At 75.3% G+C, this 20,120-nt stretch carries 18 protein-coding genes; 4 read left to right on the plus strand and 14 right to left on the minus strand.

What is annotated here, in order from left to right:
* Window positions 1-342: sulfatase (locus tag R3E88_22465; protein ID MEZ4219245.1), on the plus strand; the 342-nt coding region annotated here is incomplete at its 5' end.
* Window positions 343-366: 24 nt separating this feature from the next.
* Here R3E88_22465 and R3E88_22470 read toward each other — a convergent pair.
* Both R3E88_22470 and R3E88_22475 read right to left on the minus strand, forming a co-directional pair.
* Window positions 367-1,515: a lipid-transfer protein gene (locus R3E88_22470; protein MEZ4219246.1), complete on the minus strand. Its 1,149-nt coding sequence runs from the start codon at window positions 1,513-1,515 to the stop codon at window positions 367-369.
* A complete protein-coding gene (locus R3E88_22475) occupies window positions 1,512-1,892 on the minus strand; it encodes an OB-fold domain-containing protein (GenBank protein MEZ4219247.1) in 381 nt (126 codons plus the stop codon). Before R3E88_22475 ends, R3E88_22470 begins: the two co-directional genes overlap by 4 nt.
* Window positions 1,893-2,089: 197 nt before the next feature.
* Here R3E88_22475 and R3E88_22480 point away from each other — a divergent pair, with 197 nt between their 5' ends.
* A complete protein-coding gene (locus R3E88_22480) occupies window positions 2,090-3,298 on the plus strand; it encodes a glycoside hydrolase family 172 protein (protein ID MEZ4219248.1) in 1,209 nt (402 codons plus the stop codon).
* Window positions 3,299-3,362: 64 nt separating this feature from the next.
* Here the strand turns inward: R3E88_22480 and R3E88_22485 are convergent, their stop codons facing one another.
* The 6 genes from R3E88_22485 to R3E88_22510 form a co-directional block, all read right to left on the minus strand.
* Window positions 3,363-4,112 (minus strand): hypothetical protein, encoded by a 750-nt coding sequence (locus tag R3E88_22485; GenBank protein MEZ4219249.1) that lies wholly within the window; start codon window positions 4,110-4,112, stop codon window positions 3,363-3,365.
* 71 nt (window positions 4,113-4,183) lie between these two features.
* Window positions 4,184-5,842, minus strand: a complete 1,659-nt coding sequence (locus R3E88_22490) for a PQQ-dependent sugar dehydrogenase (GenBank protein MEZ4219250.1) — start codon at window positions 5,840-5,842, stop codon at window positions 4,184-4,186.
* 190 nt (window positions 5,843-6,032) lie between these two features.
* A complete protein-coding gene (locus tag R3E88_22495) occupies window positions 6,033-6,938 on the minus strand; it encodes a sulfite exporter TauE/SafE family protein (GenBank protein ID MEZ4219251.1) in 906 nt (301 codons plus the stop codon).
* Window positions 6,939-6,947: 9 nt separating this feature from the next.
* Entirely contained in the window at window positions 6,948-7,517 is a 570-nt protein-coding gene (locus tag R3E88_22500; GenBank protein ID MEZ4219252.1) for a rhodanese-like domain-containing protein, read from the minus strand.
* Window positions 7,514-8,380 carry an MBL fold metallo-hydrolase gene (locus R3E88_22505; protein MEZ4219253.1) on the minus strand — a complete coding sequence of 289 codons (867 nt, stop codon included), beginning with the start codon at window positions 8,378-8,380 and terminating at the stop codon, window positions 7,514-7,516. Before R3E88_22505 ends, R3E88_22500 begins: the two co-directional genes overlap by 4 nt.
* A 34-nt stretch (window positions 8,381-8,414) precedes the next feature.
* Window positions 8,415-9,314 carry a LysR substrate-binding domain-containing protein gene (locus R3E88_22510; GenBank protein ID MEZ4219254.1) on the minus strand — a complete coding sequence of 300 codons (900 nt, stop codon included), beginning with the start codon at window positions 9,312-9,314 and terminating at the stop codon, window positions 8,415-8,417.
* Between the two features lie 113 nt (window positions 9,315-9,427).
* On the opposite strand from R3E88_22510, the gene R3E88_22515 reads away from it, so the two are divergent.
* On the plus strand, window positions 9,428-9,868 hold the full coding sequence (locus R3E88_22515) for a Dps family protein (protein ID MEZ4219255.1): 441 nt from the start codon (window positions 9,428-9,430) through the stop codon (window positions 9,866-9,868).
* Between the two features lie 20 nt (window positions 9,869-9,888).
* Here the strand turns inward: R3E88_22515 and R3E88_22520 are convergent, their stop codons facing one another.
* The 5 genes from R3E88_22520 to R3E88_22540 all read right to left on the minus strand — a co-directional run bounded on the left by R3E88_22520 (window position 9,889) and on the right by R3E88_22540 (window position 18,507).
* Window positions 9,889-11,199 (minus strand): globin-coupled sensor protein, encoded by a 1,311-nt coding sequence (locus R3E88_22520; protein ID MEZ4219256.1) that lies wholly within the window; start codon window positions 11,197-11,199, stop codon window positions 9,889-9,891.
* A gap of 197 nt (window positions 11,200-11,396) precedes the next feature.
* Window positions 11,397-13,127, minus strand: a complete 1,731-nt coding sequence (locus R3E88_22525; GenBank protein MEZ4219257.1) for a hypothetical protein — start codon at window positions 13,125-13,127, stop codon at window positions 11,397-11,399.
* A gap of 119 nt (window positions 13,128-13,246) precedes the next feature.
* On the minus strand, window positions 13,247-14,725 hold the full coding sequence (locus R3E88_22530; protein MEZ4219258.1) for a right-handed parallel beta-helix repeat-containing protein: 1,479 nt from the start codon (window positions 14,723-14,725) through the stop codon (window positions 13,247-13,249).
* Between the two features lie 76 nt (window positions 14,726-14,801).
* Window positions 14,802-15,827 (minus strand): HEAT repeat domain-containing protein, encoded by a 1,026-nt coding sequence (locus R3E88_22535; GenBank protein MEZ4219259.1) that lies wholly within the window; start codon window positions 15,825-15,827, stop codon window positions 14,802-14,804.
* Window positions 15,817-18,507, minus strand: coding sequence for an MFS transporter (locus tag R3E88_22540; GenBank protein MEZ4219260.1), 2,691 nt, complete (start codon window positions 18,505-18,507; stop codon window positions 15,817-15,819). The genes R3E88_22535 and R3E88_22540 overlap by 11 nt, the downstream gene beginning before the upstream one ends.
* 86 nt (window positions 18,508-18,593) lie before the next feature.
* Between R3E88_22540 and R3E88_22545 the strand changes: the two genes are divergently transcribed.
* Window positions 18,594-19,571, plus strand: a complete 978-nt coding sequence (locus R3E88_22545; GenBank protein ID MEZ4219261.1) for a patatin-like phospholipase family protein — start codon at window positions 18,594-18,596, stop codon at window positions 19,569-19,571.
* On the opposite strand, the gene R3E88_22550 is transcribed toward R3E88_22545, so the two are convergent.
* Window positions 19,475-20,120 (minus strand): cyanophycin synthetase (locus tag R3E88_22550; GenBank protein ID MEZ4219262.1); only part of this gene is annotated, 646 nt, incomplete at its 5' end. The genes R3E88_22545 and R3E88_22550 overlap by 97 nt on opposite strands.

Here is a 20,120-nt window from a genome sequence, read left to right on the forward strand (position 1 = left end):
GGCATCGACATCCTCGACCCCGCGGCAGAGCGCCCGGGCGACGAGCTCTTCTGGCAGAGCGGCTACTACGTGTCGGTGCGCCAGGGGAGCTGGAAGCTCCAGCTCGACGCGAAGCGCGAGCGCGTCTGGCTCCACGACCTCGCCGCCGATCCGACCGAACAGGTGAACCTCGCGGACGAGCGCCCGGACGTGGTCGCCCGTCTGCGCGCGCGCATCGACCGGCACCTCGAGGGCGCGCACCCGCCGCTCTACCCGTCCTACCTCGAGGCCGCGATCGGCGTCGACAAGACGAAGGCCGAGCGCTTCGAGCCCGGTGACGAGTTCGTCTACTGGCCGAACTGACGCCGCGCGCTCGCTCCGCCGCGCCTACGCGCGGCCGAGGATCATGCCGCTGCGGCCCGCGGCGACGAGCGCGGTGGAGGCGTCCTTCACCTGGTTCGCGGCGGTGCCGCGGAGCTGGCGCGTCGCCTCGAGGATGTTGTTCACGCCGTGGATGTAGCCCTCGCCGAGCAGGCCGCCGTGCGTGTTCACGGGCAGCGTGCCGTCGATGGCGATGTGGCCCTCGCGGATGAAGTCGCGCGCTTCGCCCGGCGCGCAGAAGCGGTGCGCTTCGAGCTGCATCAGGACGACGGGCGAGAAGTTCTCGTAGATCATCGCGACGTCGATGTCGGAGGGCGCGAGCCCGGCCTGGGCGCGCAGGCGGTCGCCGAGCCTCTCGGCCTCCGCAAACCCCGACAGATCCTTCTCGTAGAAGTTGAAGAGCATGTGGCTGCCGCGTCCGTGGACCTGTGCGGCGGAGAGCACGCGCACGGGCGGCGGCGCGAGGTCGCGCGCGCGCTCGAGCGACGTGACGACGAGCGCGACGCCGCCGTCCGACTCCTGGCAGCAGTCGAACAGGCGCAGCACGGGCTCGGCGATCCAGCGCGAGGCCTGGTGGTCGGCGAGCGTGATGGGGCGCTCGTAGAACCACGCGGCCGGGTTCGTCGCCGCATAACGTCGCGCCTGGACGACGTAGTGGCCGAGGTCCTCGTTGGTCACGCCGTACCGGTCCATGTAGCGCTTGTACCAGACGCTGTAGATCTTCGCGGGCGTGTCGAGGCCGAACGCGAAGTGGAAGTCGACGCCGAGGCGCGCGGCCTGGCCGCCCGAGTCGGGCTGGCCGAAGCGCTGCCCGGAGCGCTCGTTGAAGGCGCGGTAGACGAGCACGTGGCGCGCGGCGCCCGACGCGACGGCGGCGGCGGCGAGCTGGACGGTCGCGGCCGAGCCGCCGCCGCCGAACGGCGTGCGCGCCGTCCAGTGCAGCTCCTCGATGCCGAGGCAGCGCATCAGCTCGAGCTCGTCGTTCGCGTCCTGCGTGAAGGTGACCGTGCCGTCGATGTCCGCCGGAGTGAGGCCCGCGTCGGCGATGGCCGCGAGGCTCGCCTCGGCGGCGAGCTGCAGCTCGCTGCGCCCGGAGCGCTTCGAGAACTCGGTCTGGCCGATGCCGACGATCGCCGTGTCGCGGATCGCGCTCATGCGGCCTCCCCGGCCGGGCGGAACTGCGGCAGCACGTGGCCGTTCACCTCCTCGAAGAAGACGGCGACCGGCATGCCGTCGCGCACGTCGTCGACGTCGACGTCGCGCAGGTTCGACACGATGCGCACGCCCTCGGCGAGATCGACGAGCGCGACGATGCGCGGGTGCGCGTCGGGCTGCGAGGGATGCTTCGAGACGAGCCACGTGTAGACGGTGCCGCGCCCCGAGGCGGCCTCGGTCGTCCACGCGAGCGAGTGGCAGTCGCCGCACATGGGAACGGGCGGGTGCGCGAGCCTTCCGCAGCCCGCGCAGCGCCGCAGCAGCAGGCGGCCCTCCTTCGCCCCCTCCCAGAAGTAGGCGTCGTCGCGATCGGTCATGGCTCGTGCTCCTGGTTCAGGCGCGCCGGTCGCTCGCGCCTCCGCCTTCGGGCCGCGGGCGCGCGCCCGCGAGCCGGAACCTTAGTGCGTTCCCGCGCGCCGCTCCCGTGTTCGCACGCGTTCGCGCGCGCGACGCGACGTCGGTCGGCGCGGAGCGGCCGCGACGTGCGAGGATGCCGCGCGGAGGCACGCCGACGATGACGCTCTTCGACGACCCGTCGCTCCTCGATCCGCGCATCGAGAGCCGGGCCATCACGTTCGAGAACCCGACCGGTGCGAAGGGCGCGGGCGGGCGCGCGCACGGCGGCCGCAAGGGCGCGCCGAGCCGGATGATCGAGGCGGGCGAGCGCGTGACGCTCGCCGAGATCGAGGGCCCGGGGCGCATCCGGCACGCGTGGCTCACCGTGCCGCCGATGGAGCCCGTCGCGATGCGGCGCATCGCGCTCGAGGTGTTCTACGACGGCGCCGACGCGCCCTCGGTCTCGGTGCCGCTCGTCGACTTCTTCGGCTGTCCGCACGGGCGGCCGGTCGCGCTCCACACCGCGTACACGGCGGTGCAGGAGGGGCGCGGCTTCAACGCGTGGATGCCGATGCCGTTCCGGCGCGCGATCCGCGTCGACTTCGTGAACGCGAGTGCGCGCCGCTTCCCGCTCTACTTCCAGCTCGACTACACGCTCGGCGGCGAGCCGCCCGAGGCCGCGCTCCTCCACGCGAGCTTCCGGCGCGAGAACCCGACCGCACTCGGGCGCGACATGACGATCGCGCGCGACCTCGCGGGGCCCGGGCGCTTCCTCGGCTGCAACGTCGGCGTGCGCGTGCTGCGCGAGCCGCTCGCGCAGGAGCACTTCACCTGGTACGGCGAGGGCGAGGTGAAGGTCTTCCTCGACGGCGACCGCGACCACCCGACGATCTGCGGCACGGGCTTCGAGGACTACGCGGGAACCGCGTGGGGCATGGGCGCGCACCAGACGCTGTGGCAGGGCGTTCCGCACGACCTGCGCGACCCGGCGTCGACGGACGCGTGCCCCGACCTCGTGAGCCTCTACCGCTGGCACGGGCCCGACCCGATCGTGTTCGCGCGCGATCTCACCGTCACCGTGCAGCAGATCGGCGCCGTCTTCGTCGCGGCGGGGAGCGAGCACCTGCTCGACGACGTGCCCGCGCGCAACCCGCTCGCGGGCGCGGGCTGGACGCGCGGGCTGCCGCCGCCCGCGCACGCCTTCGGCATCTGCGAGCGCGTCGACGACGTGTGCGCGACGGCCTTCGTCTACGCGCGCGACGCTCAGCCCGTGCCGCGCGTCGACCCCGATGCGGCGAGCGCCGATCTCGAGCGCCGGAGCTGGGAGGTGCCGAACCCGTTCGAGGCGTTCGGCGCGCTCGTCGGCGCCGTCGTGCTCGAGGAGTAGCGATGCCAGACGCGCGGCGCGGCGCTCCCGAGCGCCGCGCCGCGCGCCCGCCCGCATACGCGCGTCAGCGCGACGAGCGGCGTTGTCGCGCGCCGGCGACGAGCAGGCCGACCGCGAGCGCCGCAGCGCCGGCGAGCGGCAGCGCGGGAACGCCCCCGCCCACGTAGGCGCCCGTGATCAGCATCTGGTTGTTGGCCGTGCCGCCGTTGAACGTGCCGTAGATGTAGCTCGTGCCGACCATGTCGCCCTGGCCGTCGAACGTCCACGTGCCGAGGTCGTAGGTCGGCGAGTTGGCGTCGGGCAGGTTCGTCGTCACGCCGTGCGGCACCTGCGCGCCGGCGGTGCAGATGGTCTGCGGGCTCGAGATGCAGAAGCCCGTGCCCGAGTTGGTCCAGCCGCTGAGCACGCCCCACTGCACCGTGCCGCCCGGGCTCGTGCTGCCCGTTCCGGTCGCGGGGACCGACGGGTTCCACGTGCCGACGGACAGGCCGAACACGAAGCTCCCCGGGCCGAAGACCGAGGTCGTGTCGAAGTCGATCAGCTGGTGGAGCACGACGTCCATCGTCGTCGCGGTGACCGTGCCACTCCCCGTGTCGGAGACGACGTGCTGTCCCTGCACCTGTCCGGGCGACGCGCTGATGGGCGGGCAGAGCGTGGTCGAGAAGCCGAAGTGCGTGCCGGGCGTGCCGTGCGGAGGCGTGGCGTCGTACACCTTGACGACGGCGGCGGCGGGGAGCGGAGCGAGTGCGAGCAGCGAGGCGAGAGCGAGCCAGCGGGCGGCCGAGCTTCGAGACGACGTGCATCGATCCGACATGGGGCTTCCTCCTTGCGTGCGGGTCCGTCCCTGGACCCGCGGCGATTCGCAGTTCGCAGTGCGCAGTTCGCTCAGTCCTCCGGAGTGCTCGCCGTCGCCGCCGGGCGCGGCGGCGACGCGGGAACGAGCCGCAGCACGAGGCTTCCCGCGCGGTGCTCGACGAGCAGCAGCACCGTGCCGTCCGGCGCGACCTCGACGTCGCGCAGACGGCCGATGCCTTCGAGCAGCGTCTCCGCGCGGCGCGCGCTCGCGCCGTCGGTCACGACGCGCACGAGCTTGGTCGCGGCGAGCGAGGCCTGCAGCAGCTGGCCGCGCCAGCGCGGGAACGCGTCGCCTTCGTAGAAGACCATGCTCGAGAGCCCGGGCGAGGGCGTCCAGTCGAGCACGGGGCCCGTGAGGTCGGCCGGGTCGAACGCGATGCCGTACTCCTCGGCGTAGTGGATGGGGCGCCCGTCGTAGTCGACGCCGAGGCTCACGAGCGGCCAGCCGTAGTTCGCGCCCGCGCGCACGAGGTTCGTCTCGTCGCCGCCGCGCGGCCCGTGCTCGGACGACCACATCGTGCGCGTGCGGCGATCGAAGGCGAGGCCCTGCGCGTTGCGGTGGCCGAGCGTGTAGATGGCGGGCAGCGCGCCCGGCACGTCGAGGAACGGGTTGTCTTCGGGAATGCTCCCGTCGTCGCGCACGCGGAGGATCTTGCCGAACGGCTCGCGCAGGTCCTGCACCTTCCGGTAGTCGGCGAGCACGCCGACGGTGAGGTACACGCGGTCGGCGTCGTCGAACTCGATGCGCGCCGAGATCCCGTTCTCGACGCCGACCTCGTACGACTCGCGCGGCGCCTCCCAGACGGTCTCCTCGTCGACCCAGCGCGCGCCGTCGAGCCGCCCGCGCACGAGCTTCAGCATCGACACGGGCGCGCCGCTCGCGCGGCTCGCCGCGTTGCACCCGTCGCAGCGGTCGCCGTAGGAGAGGTAGATCCAGCCGTTCTCCGCGTAGCGCGGATGCAGCGCGACCTCGTGCGCCCAGCCCTGTCCCGCGTACATCGTGCCGCGCATCGGCGCGTCGTCGTAGAAGCGGGGCGTGCCCGTCACGCGCGTCGCCGTACCGCGCGCGGGGTCGATCCGCAGCAGCCCGCGCATCTTCTCGGTCGCGAGGATGCCCCCGTCCGGCATCGGCGCGATCGAGTACGGCTCCTCGAGCCCGCTCCAGACGAGCTCGATCTCGAAGTCGTGCAGCTCGGAGTGCACGATGCCCGTCGGCACGACGGGTGCGGCGCCGACGCCGTAGCCGTCGGGGCCCGGGTCGCCGCGCCGCTTCTCGGCGAGGTAGATGGCGAGGCCGCGCAGGTCGTCGTCCGCGATGACGCCGCGCCACGCGGGCATGCGCGCTTGCGGGTAGCCGTCGGCGATGCTCGCGACGAGCTCGTCGATCGACGCGCCGTGCGCGAGCGGGTCGGCGCGCAGCGACGGGCCCTGCGCCGCGCCCTCGAGATTCGCGCCGTGGCAGACGGCGCAGTTCTCGGCGTAGATCGCGCCCATCGCGTCGGGCTTGACCCAGGCGTCGCGCCCGGTGTCGTCGCCGGCGCTCGCGTCGTCGGCCGGCGCGCCGTCCGCCCCCGCGTGCGCGGCGTCGCGGTCGCGCGTGCCGCCCGCGCACGCGAGGACGCCTGCGCCGAGTGCGACCGCGACGGCGATGGCCACTGCGAGCCGGTGCGCCCGCGGCGTGCGCTGCATGCGCGCCCCTCCTGCGAAGCTCCCGCGCCGATCGCCCGGGAGGTCGGATTCGGAGCGACCCGGCGGGGTCGCGCGCGCACCGTGAACGCTCGCGGCGTCCCGCGTCAACGGGATTCGCCCTCCGGCGCGCGCGGGAGTGCGCGCGCGGAAGTGGCGCGCGCGGAAGTGGCGCGCGCGGGCGACGGGCGGATCAGATGCCGCCGCCCTCCGAGTAGAGCGCGCGGTCGGCGAGCGGGTCGCTCGGCGCGCGCCGCGTCACGCGCCCCGTCGCGATGCCGACGGCGAGCACGGCCAGCGTGAGCACGGCCTGCGGCGCGCTCGCCGGGAGCGCGTCGCGCGCCGTCGCGACCCACGCGTCGGCTTCGCGCACGAGCACGAACGCGGACATCGCGGCGACGAAGCCCGCGAACGCGCGCCGCAGCGACGCGGGCGCGACGCGTCGCGCGAGTGCGGCGCCGACGAACGAGCCCGCGACCGCCGTCGCGGCCACGGCGGCGACGAGCCCGGCATCGACGTCGACGTGGCTCGCATAGCCGGCGAAGCCGGCGAGGCAGTTCATGACGATGACGACGAGCGAGGTGCCGACCGCGACGGGCATCTCGAGCCCCGCCCACAGCGCGAGCGCGGGCACGATCAGGAAGCCGCCGCCCGCGCCGACGAGGCCGGTGAACAGCCCGACGCCCGCGCCCTGCGCGACGAGCCGACCGAGCGCGCGCTCGTGCGCGGCGCCGGCGGCGGGTGCGCGCCGCCCGCGCCACATGCCGAACGCCGTGAAGCCCATCATGAGCGCGAACAGCAGCAGCAGCAGCGAGCCGTCGAGCCAGGCGCCGAGGCGCCCGCCGACGTGTGCGCCCGCCATGCCGGCCGCGCCGAACGTCGCCGCCGTGCGCAGCTCGACGTTGCCCGCGCGCCAGTGCTGCACGGCGCCCGACAGGCTCGCGGCCGCGACGACGAGCAGCGAGCTCGCGATCGCGCGCTTCGCCTCGAGCCCGAACACGTACACGAGCAGCGGCACGGTGAGGATCGAGCCGCCGCCCCCGAAGAAGCCGAGCGACACGCCGACGAGCAGACTGAGCGCGATGCCGAGTGCGAGCACGCGCGCCCCTCAGCCCGCGCCGAGCGCGCGCAGCGCCCTGCGGTAGGACGCGACGACGAGGTCGAGATCGGCGGGCGCGCCGTCGCCCGCGAGCGCGGCCTCGACCGCGTCGATCGCGCGCGCCGCATCGTCGCGCGTCGTCGACGCGCGCGGCGCGAGCGCATCGCCGACGCGCGCGCGCGCCGCGTCCGGCGTCTGCATCGTCACCTGCGCGAGCCACGCGACGAGGCCGTCGACGAGCGCGGCGGGCGTCGACGGGTCGCGGCGCTCGACCGGGAGCCCTGCGCGGCACCACGCGATCATGCCGCCTTCGAGGTTGTGGAGCGGGCCGAGCCCGCGCGCCGCGAGCGTCTCGCAGGCCGCCGCGGAGCGGCGCCCCGAGCGGCACACGAGCAGGAGCGCACGCCCGCGCGGCAGCGCGTCGGCGCGCGCCGCGAGCTCGCCGAGCGGCACGTGGAGCGCTCCGGGCACGCGGCCGAGCGCGCCGTCCCACTCGTTCGGCTCGCGCACGTCGATCGCGGTCAGCTCGCCCGCCCGCGCGTGCGCGTCGCGCGGCGCGACGTCGTCGTAGGCGGTCATCGCTTCCTGCTCCGGCCGAGCGTGTCGAGCGGGATGCGCAGGTAGGCGATGCCGTTCGCGTCGGGCGGAGGCAGCTCGCCCGCGCGGATGTTCACCTGCACCGACGGGAGGATGAGCAGCGGCGCCTCGAGCGTCGCATCGCGCTCCTCGCGGAACGCGACGTACGCGTCGCGCGACGTGTCGCGGCGGATCTGCACGTTCGCGCGCGCGTGCTCACCGACGGTCGCGACGAACGCGAGCGGCCGGCCGTTCGGACGGTAGTCGTGGCCGGTGAAGACGCGCGTCGCGTCGGGGAGCGCGTAGAGGCGCTGGATCGAGTCCCACAGCACGCCGGCCGAGCCACCCGGGAAGTCGCAGCGCGCCGAGCCGTAGTCGGGCATGAAGAGCGTGTCGCCGACGAAGACCGCGTCGCCGACGCGGAGTGCCACGTGCGCGGGCGTGTGGCCGGGCGTGTGCATCACCTCGACGTCGAGGTCGCCCGCCGCGAGCCGCTCGCCGTCCTCGACGAGCCGGTCGAACTGGCTCCCGTCGACGGGGAAGTCGCGCTCGAGGCCGTAGACGTCGCGGAAGGCGGCCTGCACGACGCCCACGCCCGCGCCCGTGACCGTGCGCGCACCGAAGTGCTCCTTGAAGTAGGGCAGGCCGCTCATGTGGTCGGCGTGCGCGTGCGTGTCGACGACCCAGTCGATCGCGATGCCGCGTTCGCGCAGCCACGCGGCGACGCGCTCGGCCGACCGCCACGACGTGCGCGCGCTCTTCGGCTCGTAGTCGCGGATCGGGTCGATCACGATGCCGCGCCGGCCGTCGTGCACGACGTACGTGAGCGTGCCCGTGAGGTCGTCGAAGAAGTGCTGGATGTGCATCGCGAGGGCGACCTCCGGACGCGGCGCGCGCTCCTCAGGCGGGCGTGCCGAGCGCCTCTCCGAGCATGCGGAACTCCGGCGCGCGCGGCGACGCCGCGCGCCACGCGAGCCCGATCGTGCGCGCGGGCGCCGCGCCGCGGAACGGCACGATCGCGATGCCCGGCGAGCGCGCCTCGACGCGCACGGCCATCTCGGGGAGGAGCGTCGCACCGGCGCCGCCCGCGACCATCTGGACGAGCGTCGGGAGGCTGCTCGCGCGGAAGTCCGTGCGCTCGACGGTGCCCGCCTCGGCGCAGAACGACAGCGCCTGGTCGCGCAGGCAGTGGCCGTCCTCGAGCAGCAGCACGGGCTCGTCGGCGAGGTCGCTCTCGCGCAGCTGACGACGCCGCGCGAGGCGGTGCCCCGCCGGCAACGCCGCGACGAACGCGTCGCGGAAGAGCGGGAGGGTTTCGAGCCCGTCGAGGCGCGCCTCGAGCGCGAGCAGCAGCACGTCGAGCTCGCCGCGGTGCAGCAGTGCGACGAGCTCGTCCGTCTTCGCCTCGCGCAGCCAGACCTCGAGCGAGGGGTAGCGGCGGCGCACGCGCGCGAGCGCCTTCGGCAGGAAGTAGGGCGACACGGTCGGGATGACGCCGAGCCGAAGCCGGCCCGCGAGCGGCTGTGCGTGCGCGTGCGACGCCTCGACCAGGCGGTCGACGTCGGCGAGCACCGCGCGCGCGTGGCGCAGCACCGCCTCGCCGGCCGGCGTCGGCAGCACCTTGCGCCCGCCGCGCTCGAGGAGCTTCGCGTCGAGCTGCGACTCGAGCTGCTGGATCTGGGCGCTCAGCCCGGGCTGCGTGACGCCACAGGCGCGCGCGGCCGCGTGGAAGCTGCCGTGGTCGGCGATCGCGACGAGGTACTCGAGCTGGCGGAGCGTCGGCGTGCCCATCGACAGCATTGGTTATCACATCGATCCACACAATCAATTGGATCGATGGCGCGTCGGGCCCGATGCTCCGCCCCACGCGCTGCGACGACGCGGGCCGCGAGCCCGCGGAGGAGGCATCGGAAGTGGAGAACGCACCCGTGGTCGAGGCGCTGCGGCGCCTGCTCGCCGAGACCTACACGCTCTACCTGAAGACGCACGGCCATCACTGGAACGTGACCGGCCCGATGTTCCACACGCTGCACACGCTGTTCGAGACGGAGTACACCGAGCTCGCGCTCGCGGTCGACCGCATCGCCGAGCGGATCCGCGCGGTCGGTGCGCGCGCGCCGGCGAGCTACTCGGAGTTCGCGGAGCTCTCGACGGTGCGCGAGGACGTCGGCCCGCGGACGGCGCGCGAGATGCTCGAGGGGCTCGCGGCCGACCAGCTGCGGCTCGTCGCCTCGGCGCGGCGCGTCGTCGAGGCGGCCGAGGCCGCGCGCGACCTGGCGACGGCCGATCTCGGCGTCGAGCGCATCGACGTGCACGAGAAGAACGCCTGGATGCTGCGGAGCCACCTCGAGTAGGCGCGCGCCGGGCGCGCGTCTCAGAGGCGATCGGGGTCGAAGGACTCGAGGGCGCGCGTCAGCGAGGCGACGAAGCGGGACAGCTCCTCGGACGCCGAGGCGACGTGCGTCGTCGAGCCCGACGCCTGCGCGGCGGAGTTCGCGATGTCGCGGATCGCCGTCGTCTGCTCGTGGACGGCCTTCGACACGATCTGCTCGCCCTGCTGGATGGCCTCGACGGCGCTCGCCATGCGCTTCGCGAGCGACATGGAGGCGTCGACCGCGCCGCGCAGCACCTGGGTCGAGTCGAGGATGCGGTCGGCCGCCGCGCGCGACTCGCCGGAGAGCTTCTTGACCTCCTCGGCGACGACGGCGAAGCCCTTGCCGCTCGTGCCCGCCCGCGCCGCCTCGACGCTCGCGTTCACCGCGAGCAGGCTCGTCTGCTGCGAGATCTTCGCGATCAGCTGCACGACGCCGTCGATCGCCTCGGCGACCTGCTCGAGCTCGCCGACGTGGCGGACGAGCTCGGCGCTCGTCTCGACACCCTGCTCCGCCTGTGCGGCCGCGTGGGCGGAGTGCGTGCCGACCTCGCCGAGGCTCGCGCTCATCTGCTCGCTCGCGCTCGCCACCTCCGATGCGCTCTCCGACATCTGGTGCGTGGCGCCGAGGAGCGCCTCGGACGTGCGCGCGATCTCGTCGGTCGCGCCGACGACCTCGCGCAGCACCTGGTGGATGCGCCGCTTCGCTTCGCCGAGCTGCTCGGTGCGGTCGGCGTCGCCCGTCACGTCGAGGGCCTCGATCCGGAGGCCGATGCTGCGCAGGACGCTCAGCAGGTAGGCGTCCGCGACGGCCTGCATGTCGAGGTTGAACACGCGCCGCACCGCCTCGAGCACGCGCGCACAGCGGCGCGGCCGCCAGCGCACCGAGCGCGGCAGGTGGCGCGCGACGAGCCGTTCGTACTCCGCATAGCTTCCGAGGTACCACTTCATCGGCAGGTCGATGCGGTCGTGCGTCCGCCCGACGCCGAGGCGGCGCTCGAAGTACTCGGGGCCCCATCCGTCCTGTGCGCCCGCGAAGACCTCGGTCAGGTAGCCGGCCTGCGCGGCCTCGAGCGCGCGGCGCAGCTCGCCGAGCGGGATCTGCTTCTGCTCCGCCATCGCCTCGAAGAACGCGCGCGTCTGCGGGAACTCGAACTGCCAGTCGTAGAACTCGCGCGCGATCGAGGGCGCCGTCGCGCGCGCCCATCCGACGAGGGGACGGAGGAGCGACTGCTCGGCCTCGCCGAGGCGGACGAAGCGCCTGCGGATGGCCAGGTTGTGCGCATCGATGGCAAAGGCGTCGCAGAGCTCCATCGCCCGTGCGCATCGACCTCGCACGCGCGCGGATGAGCGCGAACTCGCGACCGCGGGCTAGTCGACGACCAGTCGAGGGTAAGGCCCGGGGCGGGGCTTCCGGCGCGGAGCCGAGACACGCGGTCGCGTGCGCTCGCGCGCCACACGCACGGCCTCGCGTTCGCGCCCTCGCGTCCGCGTCCGGGCCCGCGCGCGGCTCAGAGCACGGGCGCGTCGAGCGCGAAGTCCGCGCGCTCCCACGCCGCTTCGAGCGCGCGCCGCTCCTCGCTCGCGTCCTTGCCCTGCGCCTCGAGGCTCGCGACGAGCCCCTGCAGCGTCCAGCCGTTGCGCGGCGTGTGCGCGAGCTGCTCGGCGAACACGGCCTCCGCCTCGCCGGGCCGCCCGGCCGCGAGCAGGGCGGCACCGAGCGTCTCGCGCACGGGCGCGTACCAGGGCGGCGGCTCCGTGTAGGGAAGGGCGTCCTGCGCGGCGACGGCGGCTTCGAGCGCGTCGATCGCCTCCTCGTGGCGGCCCGCTTCGAGCGCGATGCGCGCGTGCAGCACGTCGGCGCCGATGCCGAGGAGCTGCGCGGGCGTCGCGCCCGAGGTGAAGACGAGCGCCGACGCGCCCGGCTCCGCGGCGATGCCGAGCACCATCGCGAGCTCGCGCTGCGCGGCCGCCGGACGGTCGAGCGCCGCGTGCGCCATGCCGCGCGCGAAGCGCCACGCGCCGGTCGCATAGCGCTGCTCGGGCGGCGGGGCCTGCGCGGCCAGGATCTCCTCCCAGCGCCCGAACCGCACGAGCGCGTAGAGCTCCATCGGCACGAACTCCTCGACGACCGGCACGGCGGCGACGACCTCGGGCTCCATCGCGGCCGAGAGCTTGCGCGCGGCCGCGATGGAGACGGCGCTGCGCCCCTCGAAGGCGGCCGACGCGTAGAGGAAGTGGATGTTGTGCGGATAGTAGGCGGCCGGGTAGAACCCCTGGGCCCGACACTGGGTGATGTACGACTCGTCCGCCGCGGCGGCGAGCTCGTTCGCGGCCGAGGCGTCCGCATAGCGTCCGATGCGCAGGTACACGTGCGAGGGCATGTGCACGAGGTGGCCGGCGCCGGGAGCGAGCCCCCCGAGCGTGTCGGCGGCGGGTTCGGCGCGCTCGGGCGCATCCGAGGGCTCGACGGCGTGGATGTACAGGTGCAGGGCGCCGGGGTGCTCGGGGCTTCGCTCCATCACCCGCTCGAGCGCGGCCACGATCTCGCGGGTCGCGGCCCGGGGCGTCGCCGGGCTCTCGTAGTAGTCCCACGGCATCGTGTCCATCAGCGACTCGGCGAAGAGCGTCTGCACGTCGTCGTCGTCCGGGAAGCGCGCGGCGACGTCGCGCATCGCGTCGGCATAGGCGGCGTCGAGCCGGCTGCGGTCGTCGGGGGCGGGCGCTTCGTAGCGGACGGCGAGCGCCTCGATCAGCGCGCGCTCGACGTCGCTCGCGTTCGCCGCGAGTGCGAGCGCGCGCCGGCTCGCCTCGACGGCGGCCTCCGCGTCGGCCGGGTCCATCGGCTTGTTGATGTTCGGGCCGAGCACGAGCGCCTCGCCCCAGGCGCAGATCGCGCACGTCGCGTCCTGGCGCGAGGCCTCGGCGAACGAGCGGTGCGCCTCGGCGTGATTGAAGCCGTAGGCGAGCAGGAGGCCCTGGTCGAAGTAGCGCGGCGCGAGCGCGCCGCGCGCGCTCGTCGCGCGGCGGAATGCGCCGAGGTCGTTGAACAAGGGAGCCCCCGCGCCCTCGGGCACGACGCGGCGGGGCGCGCTCGCGTGCGCGTGCATCGCGTGCGACGCATCCGCGGGCGCGCCGGCTCCCGCGTGGCCCGCGCATCCCGCGGCCGCGGCGAGTGCGGCGGCGAGCGCGCAGGCGAGGAGTCGGGTCGACGCCGGATCGTGCATGCGGTGAGTCGTCATGTCTCGACTCTCTATCACAGCGCTGCGCGCGGAGGGGCGCGAACGAGAACGCCCCCGGGCCGCGCGGCGCCGGGGGCGTTCAGGTTGGCTCGCGGCGCGCTGCGCGCCGCGCGCGCGGCTCAGATCGGGCAGCTCCCGCCGCCGCCGATCTCGTCCGCCGTGTCGGTCTGCTTCGCGGTGTGGTTCGTCACCGTCGTCGAGACGCTCTTGTTGCACAGGCCATTGCGGACGCGCTTCACGGAGTTGCCGTCCGCCGACGAGCTCGTCACCGCGCTCTCGACGGCGAGCCCCGCGCCGTTCGCGTCCTGCACCTTGTTGGCGTCGACCGTGTGGCCCGAGCCGCTCGACAGGTGGAGGCCGTTCTGGATCGCGCTCCGCACCTGGTTGCGCGTCAGCGTGTGGCCCGTGCCGCTGACGTCGATGCCGTCGCCGTGGCAGTCCGTTCCGCGGTTGCGCGCGATCGCGTGACCGCCCGCGCCGTTCACGTCGATGCACGCCGTGCTGCGGTCTCCGCCGACCGTCGTCGCCGCGTTCGACTGGAAGTCGACCGGCGCGCCGCCGTTCACCTGGAAGCCGAAGTCCTCGGTGCGCTCGACGCGGTTCTTGCGCACGACCATGCCGGCGGCGTTGCCCGTGACGGAGATGCCGCCGGTGTCGTCGGCGGCGTCCTTCACGCGGTTGCTCTCGACGAGCGCGTTGCCGCAGCTCCCCGTGCACGTGACGTCGACGGCCCACCCGCCGCCGCCGAGGCTCTCCGCCGCGTTCTTCGCGACGACCGGGTTCGCGCCGGCGACCGAGACCCCGCCGCCGGCGTTCGCGAGCCGGTTGCCCGAGACGAGCGCGTTGTCGCCCGCGACGGAGACGAGCTCCGCCGACGCGCCGTCGAGGCGGTTGCCGACGATCTCGACGTTGTTGCCGGCGACGAGGATCGCGTGGTCGTCCTGCGCCATCGACACCGTGTTCTTCTCGATGATCGCGTCGTCGCCCACGACCTCGATGCAGGTCTCGTCGCAGTGCGAGATGCGGTTGCCGAGGAGCTGGAGGTCGTCGGCGCTGTTCGCCTGGATCGCGTTGTCGCCGCAGCCGCGCAGCGTGCTGCCCTGCACGATGCCGCCCTGTCCGTTGACGACGATGCAGTCGCCGTCGAGGCCGGTCAGCGTCACGCCGTCGATCAGGACGTTCGTGCCGTTCGCGACGATGCCGTCCGCGTCGCCGTTGCGGATCGTGAGGCCCGCGACGGTGACGCCGCTCGAGTCGATCGTGAGCGCGTCGCCGACGAGCGGGGCGTCCGCGTCGATCACGGCCGTGCGCGGGCCGATGATGACGAGGCCGTTCTTGCCGCTCGGGACGACCGCGTTCTCGTTGTAGAAGCCCTTCGCGATCGTCAGCGTGTCGCCGGCGCTCGCCGCGCCGATCCCGCCCTGGATGGTCGTCTGGCAGCCGGCCTTGCCCGGATCCACGCAGATGGTGGCGGCGCGCGCGCCGCCCGCGAGGCTCGCGACCGCGAGCGCCGCCGCGAGACCGAGGCCGCTGCGCAGCGCCCGCAGTCCGCCGCGCGACGCGCGGGCCGACGCAGAACCCGACGTGTGGTCCGTCATGTGCTTCCCCCCTTGATCGACGTCGCGACCGACGTCGACGCCGAACAGTAGCCGCTCGCCCCGCGACGGGCGTCGGTCAGCGCGCGTCGGGCCGCGCGGCGAGCGCGTCGGCCGCGGCTCGGGCGATCTCCGGATCCGGGTCGTCGAGCTTGCGCGCGAGCGCGTCGGCGACGTGCGGGTCGTCCGACCAGGAGAGCGCGTCGATCGCCGCGAGGACGACGCGGTCGTCGGCGTCGTCGAGCGCGCGCACGAGCTCCCACGAGGCCGCGCCGAACGCGAGCGCCGACGCGGCGGCGGCGCGCACGCGCGGGCTCGGGTCGCCGAGCGCGAGCGCGTGCAGCCGCTCGCGCATCGCGGGGTCGTCCGCGTCGAGGGCGAGCTCGACGGCGTCGAGGCGCGCGCCTTCGTCGTCGCTCTCGCTCGCCGCGAGCGCCTCGCGCGCGCGGCGGGCCGCGCGCTCCGCGCGCGCGGCGAGCGCGGCCGCCGTCTCGTCCGCGGTCGCGGGCGCGTAGCGGCGCGGGCCGGCGCGGCCGGCGTCGCCTGCGCCCGCGGTCTGCGCGCCGTCGCCCGCCGCTGCGCCGCCGGCCGCTCCGCCGGCGTCCGCGGCATCGCGGAGCGCGGCCGCACCGCCGACCTCGAGGCGCCGCACCCGGCTCGCGCCGTCGGCTCCGTCGCTCGCGTAGTCGAGCCGGTACGGGGTGGGCGCGAGGGCGCGCGCGAGCACCTCCTCGAGCGTCGCGTCGTCCATCGCGACGTCGATGCGCGGGTCGTCCTCGCTCCAGTCCTCGAGCTCGAAGTCGAGCCGCGTCGAGAGGGCCTGCAGCAGCTCGAAGCGGCTCGCGCCGCGCGCGGCGACGCGCAGCCTCCCGCCGCGGACCTCGACGCGCACGGCGCCGCGCGCGAGTGCGCGGAGCGCGTCGTCGAGGTCGCCGGCGCGCGCCGCGGGCGGCGCGCTCGCGACCGGGGGCGTCGCGCTCGCCGCGTTCTCCGCGATGTCCGCGTTCGCCGCGCGGTGCGTCGGCGTCGCGGGCGGGTCGCCGCACGCCGCCGCGGCGGCGAGCGCCGCGGCGAACGCCGCGCGCGCCGCGCGCCTACTCGACATAGCCGAGCGTGCGCAGCTTCTCGAGGATGTCGGCGTCCGCGTCCGAGGCGGGCGCGGCGACGCGCTCGACGGGAACGTCCGCGTGGCTCGCGACGCGCGCCGGCGGCGGCGTCGCGACGAAGGGCGCGGGCGCGCCCGCGAGATCGTCGGCGAGCGGGAGCCCGAGCCACGCGAGCAGCGTCGGCGCGACGTCGGCGTGCGCGATGCGCGGCGATGCGACGCCCGCCGCGACGCCGCGCCCGCGCACGTACAGGATGCCGTCGCGCGCGGCCTCGCTCTCGTGCACGCCCGGCATCGTGTTCGGGTTGCGGCTCGCCTCGAAGCCGTGGTCCGACAGCACGACGACGAGGTCGTCGGGCCCGAACGACGCGAGCAGCCGACCGAGCAGCGCGTCGCTGAAGCGATAGTAGTCGTGCAGTGCGCGGCGGTGGCGCGCGCGCAGCGCGGGCGGGTGGACGCGCAGCCCGGGCGGCGGCGCGTCCGGCACCTCGATGCCCTGCCAGAGCAGGTGCGACACGCGGTCGATGCCGGGCAGGTAGACGAGCAGCAGGTCGGGGCGCTCGCGCGCGTCGACCTCGAGTGCGATGCGCACCGCGAGCTCGTCGTCGCGGTAGACGCCGCGCAGGAAGTCGAACACGGGATGGCCCTGCCACGCGGGCCCGAGGAAGGGATTGGGGACGTCGGTGAGGGGCGCGCCGCCGCCCGGCGCGTCGCCGTCGGCGCCGCCGGCGCGCAGCGCCTCGACCTCGGCCGCGAAGCCCGGCGGCGACGCGTAGGCGATGCCGACCTCCGGCGCGCCGACGTCGCCGCGCGCGCCCTCCGTGCCGAAGCGCTGCACGGCGATCTCCTTCGCCATCGGCAGGCGGCTCGCCGTCATCCCGGGGATGGCGTGGTCGCTGACCATGACGCCGTTCACGACGTCGGGCGGCTGCGTGATGAGCCAGTTCACGACGCCCACGCGGAGCCCGGCCGCGCTCGCGATGTTCCACACGGCGGGCACTTTGCGGTCGAGGTTCGAGTAGAGCCTGAGCTCGCCGTCGGGCGTGCGGCGCACCCAGTCGAGGATGCCGTGCACCTCCGGCTCGACGCCCGTCGCGACCGTCGTCCAGATGCGCGGCGACAGGACGGGGAGCCCCGCGCGGATCGGGCCGTGCGCGCCGTCGCGCGCGATCCCTGCGAGGTGCGGGAGCTCGCCGGCCGCGACGAGCGGCGCGATCACCTTCTCGGTCGCGCCGTCGAGGCCCACGACGAGCACGCGTCCGCGCGCGCCGGCGGACGGCGCTCGCCGTTCGGCGTCGTCCGCGCCGCAGCCCGCGACGACGGCGGACGCGATCGCGACGAGCGCGGCGATCGCGACGGCGGAAGCCGCGCGCCGGCCCGTCGCGCCGCCGCGCGGGTGCGCGCGATCCCAGGCCCAGATGGCGCCGAACACCGCGACCAGCACGGCCGGGAAGGCGGCGAGCGTGCGGAACGACGTCTGCGCGGCGCGGCGCAGCACGTCTGCGCGCTCGTCCGCCGCGAGCGCCGCGAACGCGGCCTCGCCGCCCGCCAGGGCATGGCGCGCATCGTCGAAGACACGGCCCAGCATGGGCAGCACGAACGCGATCGAGAGCGCGCCGGCGAAGCCCATCATGCCGATGAAGAGCTCGCCGCCGCGCGGATAGCGCTCGGCGACGTTGGCGAGCATCGTCGGCCACAGGAAGCAGACGCCGAGCCCCCAGACCGTGGCCGCGGCGAGCCCTTCGAGCGGCGACGTCGCGAGCGGGAGCAGCAGGAGGCCGACCGTCGCGACCGCGACCGACGCCCACAGCATGCCGATCGGCGCGATGCGGTGTGCGATCGGCCCGGCGAAGTGGCGCAGCACGAACATCATCCCGCTCACGTACACGAGCAGCCAGATGCCGCGCATGCCGACCGTGCGCGTGAGCGTCAGGTCGATCCACTGCCCGGGCGCGAGCTCGGCGGCCGCCGTCAGGAACATGCACGCGAGCCAGACGGCGAAGAGCGGGTGGCGGCGCAGCTCGCCGAACATCTCGCCCCAGCGCACGCCCGCCGCCGCGCGCTCGGTCGCCGGGAAGCGCACACCCGCGCACAGCGCGCACGCGACGAGCGCCGGCGGCACGACGAGCGCGAGCTGCCCCTGCCAGCCGACGCCGAGCGCCGCGAGCGCCGGCGCACTCGCGCCGCCGACGACGATGCCCGCCGGCCACCACGCGTGCAGCACGTTCAGGCGGCTCACCTTGTCGTGCGGGTAGAGCGCCGTCGTGAGCGGGTTGACGGTCGCCTCCATGAAGCCCCAGCCGAGCCCGCACAGGCCGAAGCCCACGCGCAGCGCGCGATACGTGCTCCAGCCCTCGCCGAGTGCGGGAGCGGCGACCGCGACGAGCGTGCCGAGCGCGAAGAACGCGCCCGCGAGCACGACGCCGCGCCCCATGCCGATGCGCTCGAGGAACGTGCTCGCGAGCAGCAGCGCGAACGCGAAGCTCCAGAACGCGGTGCCGCCGAGGGCGCCGGCGAGCTCGCTCGCGCGCGCGGCGTCGAGCGCCGTGAGGACGTCGGCCTCGACGGCGCCGAGCACCGCGCCGCGCAGCGCGAAGCTGAGCCCGGCCGTGAAGAGGACGAGCGCGCTCGTGACGAAGATCCGTCGAGCGGGAAGGGCGGCGTCGGGCGCGGACGACACGCGCGCAGCGTAGCCGGCGCGTCCGCGCGGCGCGCGCGTGCGGTAGCTTCCGCCGCCCGGCCGGAACGAGGCGAGCAGGGGGATTCGTGAGACGCGCGCTCGTGCTCGGCGGCGGCGGCCCGATCGGCATCGCCTGGGAGACGGGCCTCGTCGGGGGCCTGCGGTCGGAAGGCGTCGACCTGTGCCGCGCCGACGTCGTCGTCGGGACCTCCGCGGGGAGCGTCGTCGGCGCGCGCGTCGCAGCCGGGCACGATCTCGCCGCCGATCCGCTCGGCGGCGGGCGCCTCGGCATGCCGCGCCCGACGGGCGGCTTCGACCGCGACCGCATGCGCGAGATCTTCGCGATCTGGAACGAGGCGACGTCGCCCGAGGCGATGGACGGCGCGCGTCGCCGTCGCATCGGCGCGCTCGCGCGCGACGCGCGCACGGCGCCGCTCGACGCGTGGATCGCGGCGAGCGGTGGCGCGACGGGCGTCGCCGACTGGCCCGCGCGCGCGCTCGTGCTCGCCGCGATCGACACCGAGAGCGGCGAGCGCTGCGCGCTCGACGCCGCGAGCGGCGCGCCGCTCGCGCGCGCGGTCGCCGCGTCGTGCGCCGTGCCCGGGATGTTCCCGGTGGTGCCGATCGGCGCGCGCGCGTTCATGGACGGCGGCGTCGGCTCGGCGACGAACGCCGACCTCGTGCTCGCGCACGCGCCGGACGCGGTGCTCGTCGTCGCGCCGATGTGCGATCGCACCGTGCCGGCCGGCACGTGCGCCGAGCGCTGCGTCGAGCGCGAGGCGCGCGCGCTCGAGGCCGCGGGCGCGCGCGTCGCCGTCGTCCTGCCCGACGAGGACGACGCGCGCGCGGTCGGGCCCGACCTGCTACAACCCATGCGCGTCCGCCGTGCGCTCGCGCGCGGCGTCGCGCGCGGCCGCGCGCGCCCCGCGGGCGGCCGGGCGGCCGCCCGGGCGCACCTTGCCCTTCCTCACGGCGCGTCTCCGCCGTCGGCCACGGCCGCTCCCGGCGCGGCGCCCGCGAGCGCGAGCACCTCGCGGCGGAAGACCTCGCCGCGATGCGCGTAGCTCGTGAACTGGTCGAAGCTCGCGCACGCCGGCGCGAGCAGGACGGTGTCGCCTTCGCGCGCGAGCTCGGCGGCGCGCGCGACGGCGCGCGCGAGCGTGCCGCACGCTTCGCTCGGGATCGCGCCGCCCATCGCGGCTTCGAGCGCGCCCGCGGACTCCCCGATCCACAGCGCCGCCCGCACGCGGGGCGCCGCGACCTCGGCGAGCGGCGCGAAGTCGAGGCCCTTGTCGCGCCCGCCGGCGATCCACACGACGCGCCCTTCGCAGCCCTCGAGCGAGCGCTCCGCCGCGCCCGGGTTCGTGGCCTTCGAGTCGTCGACGAAGCGCACGCCGCGCACGACCGCGACGAGCTCGCTGCGGTGCGGGAGCCCGCGGAACGTCGCGAACGCGCGGCTCGCGCGCGCGGGCTCGACGCCGAGCGCGACCGCCGCGCAGAGGGCCATCGCCGCGTTGTCGCGGTTGTGGCGGCCCTCGAGCGCGAGCGGCGAGAGGTCGACGCGCGCGCGCACGCCGCGCGCCGGGTCGACGAGGACGACCGAGTCGCCGTCG

It is taken from the genome of Myxococcota bacterium (assembly GCA_041389495.1).
In the GTDB taxonomy this organism is placed as follows: domain Bacteria; phylum Myxococcota_A; class UBA9160; order UBA9160; family UBA4427; genus JAWKRT01.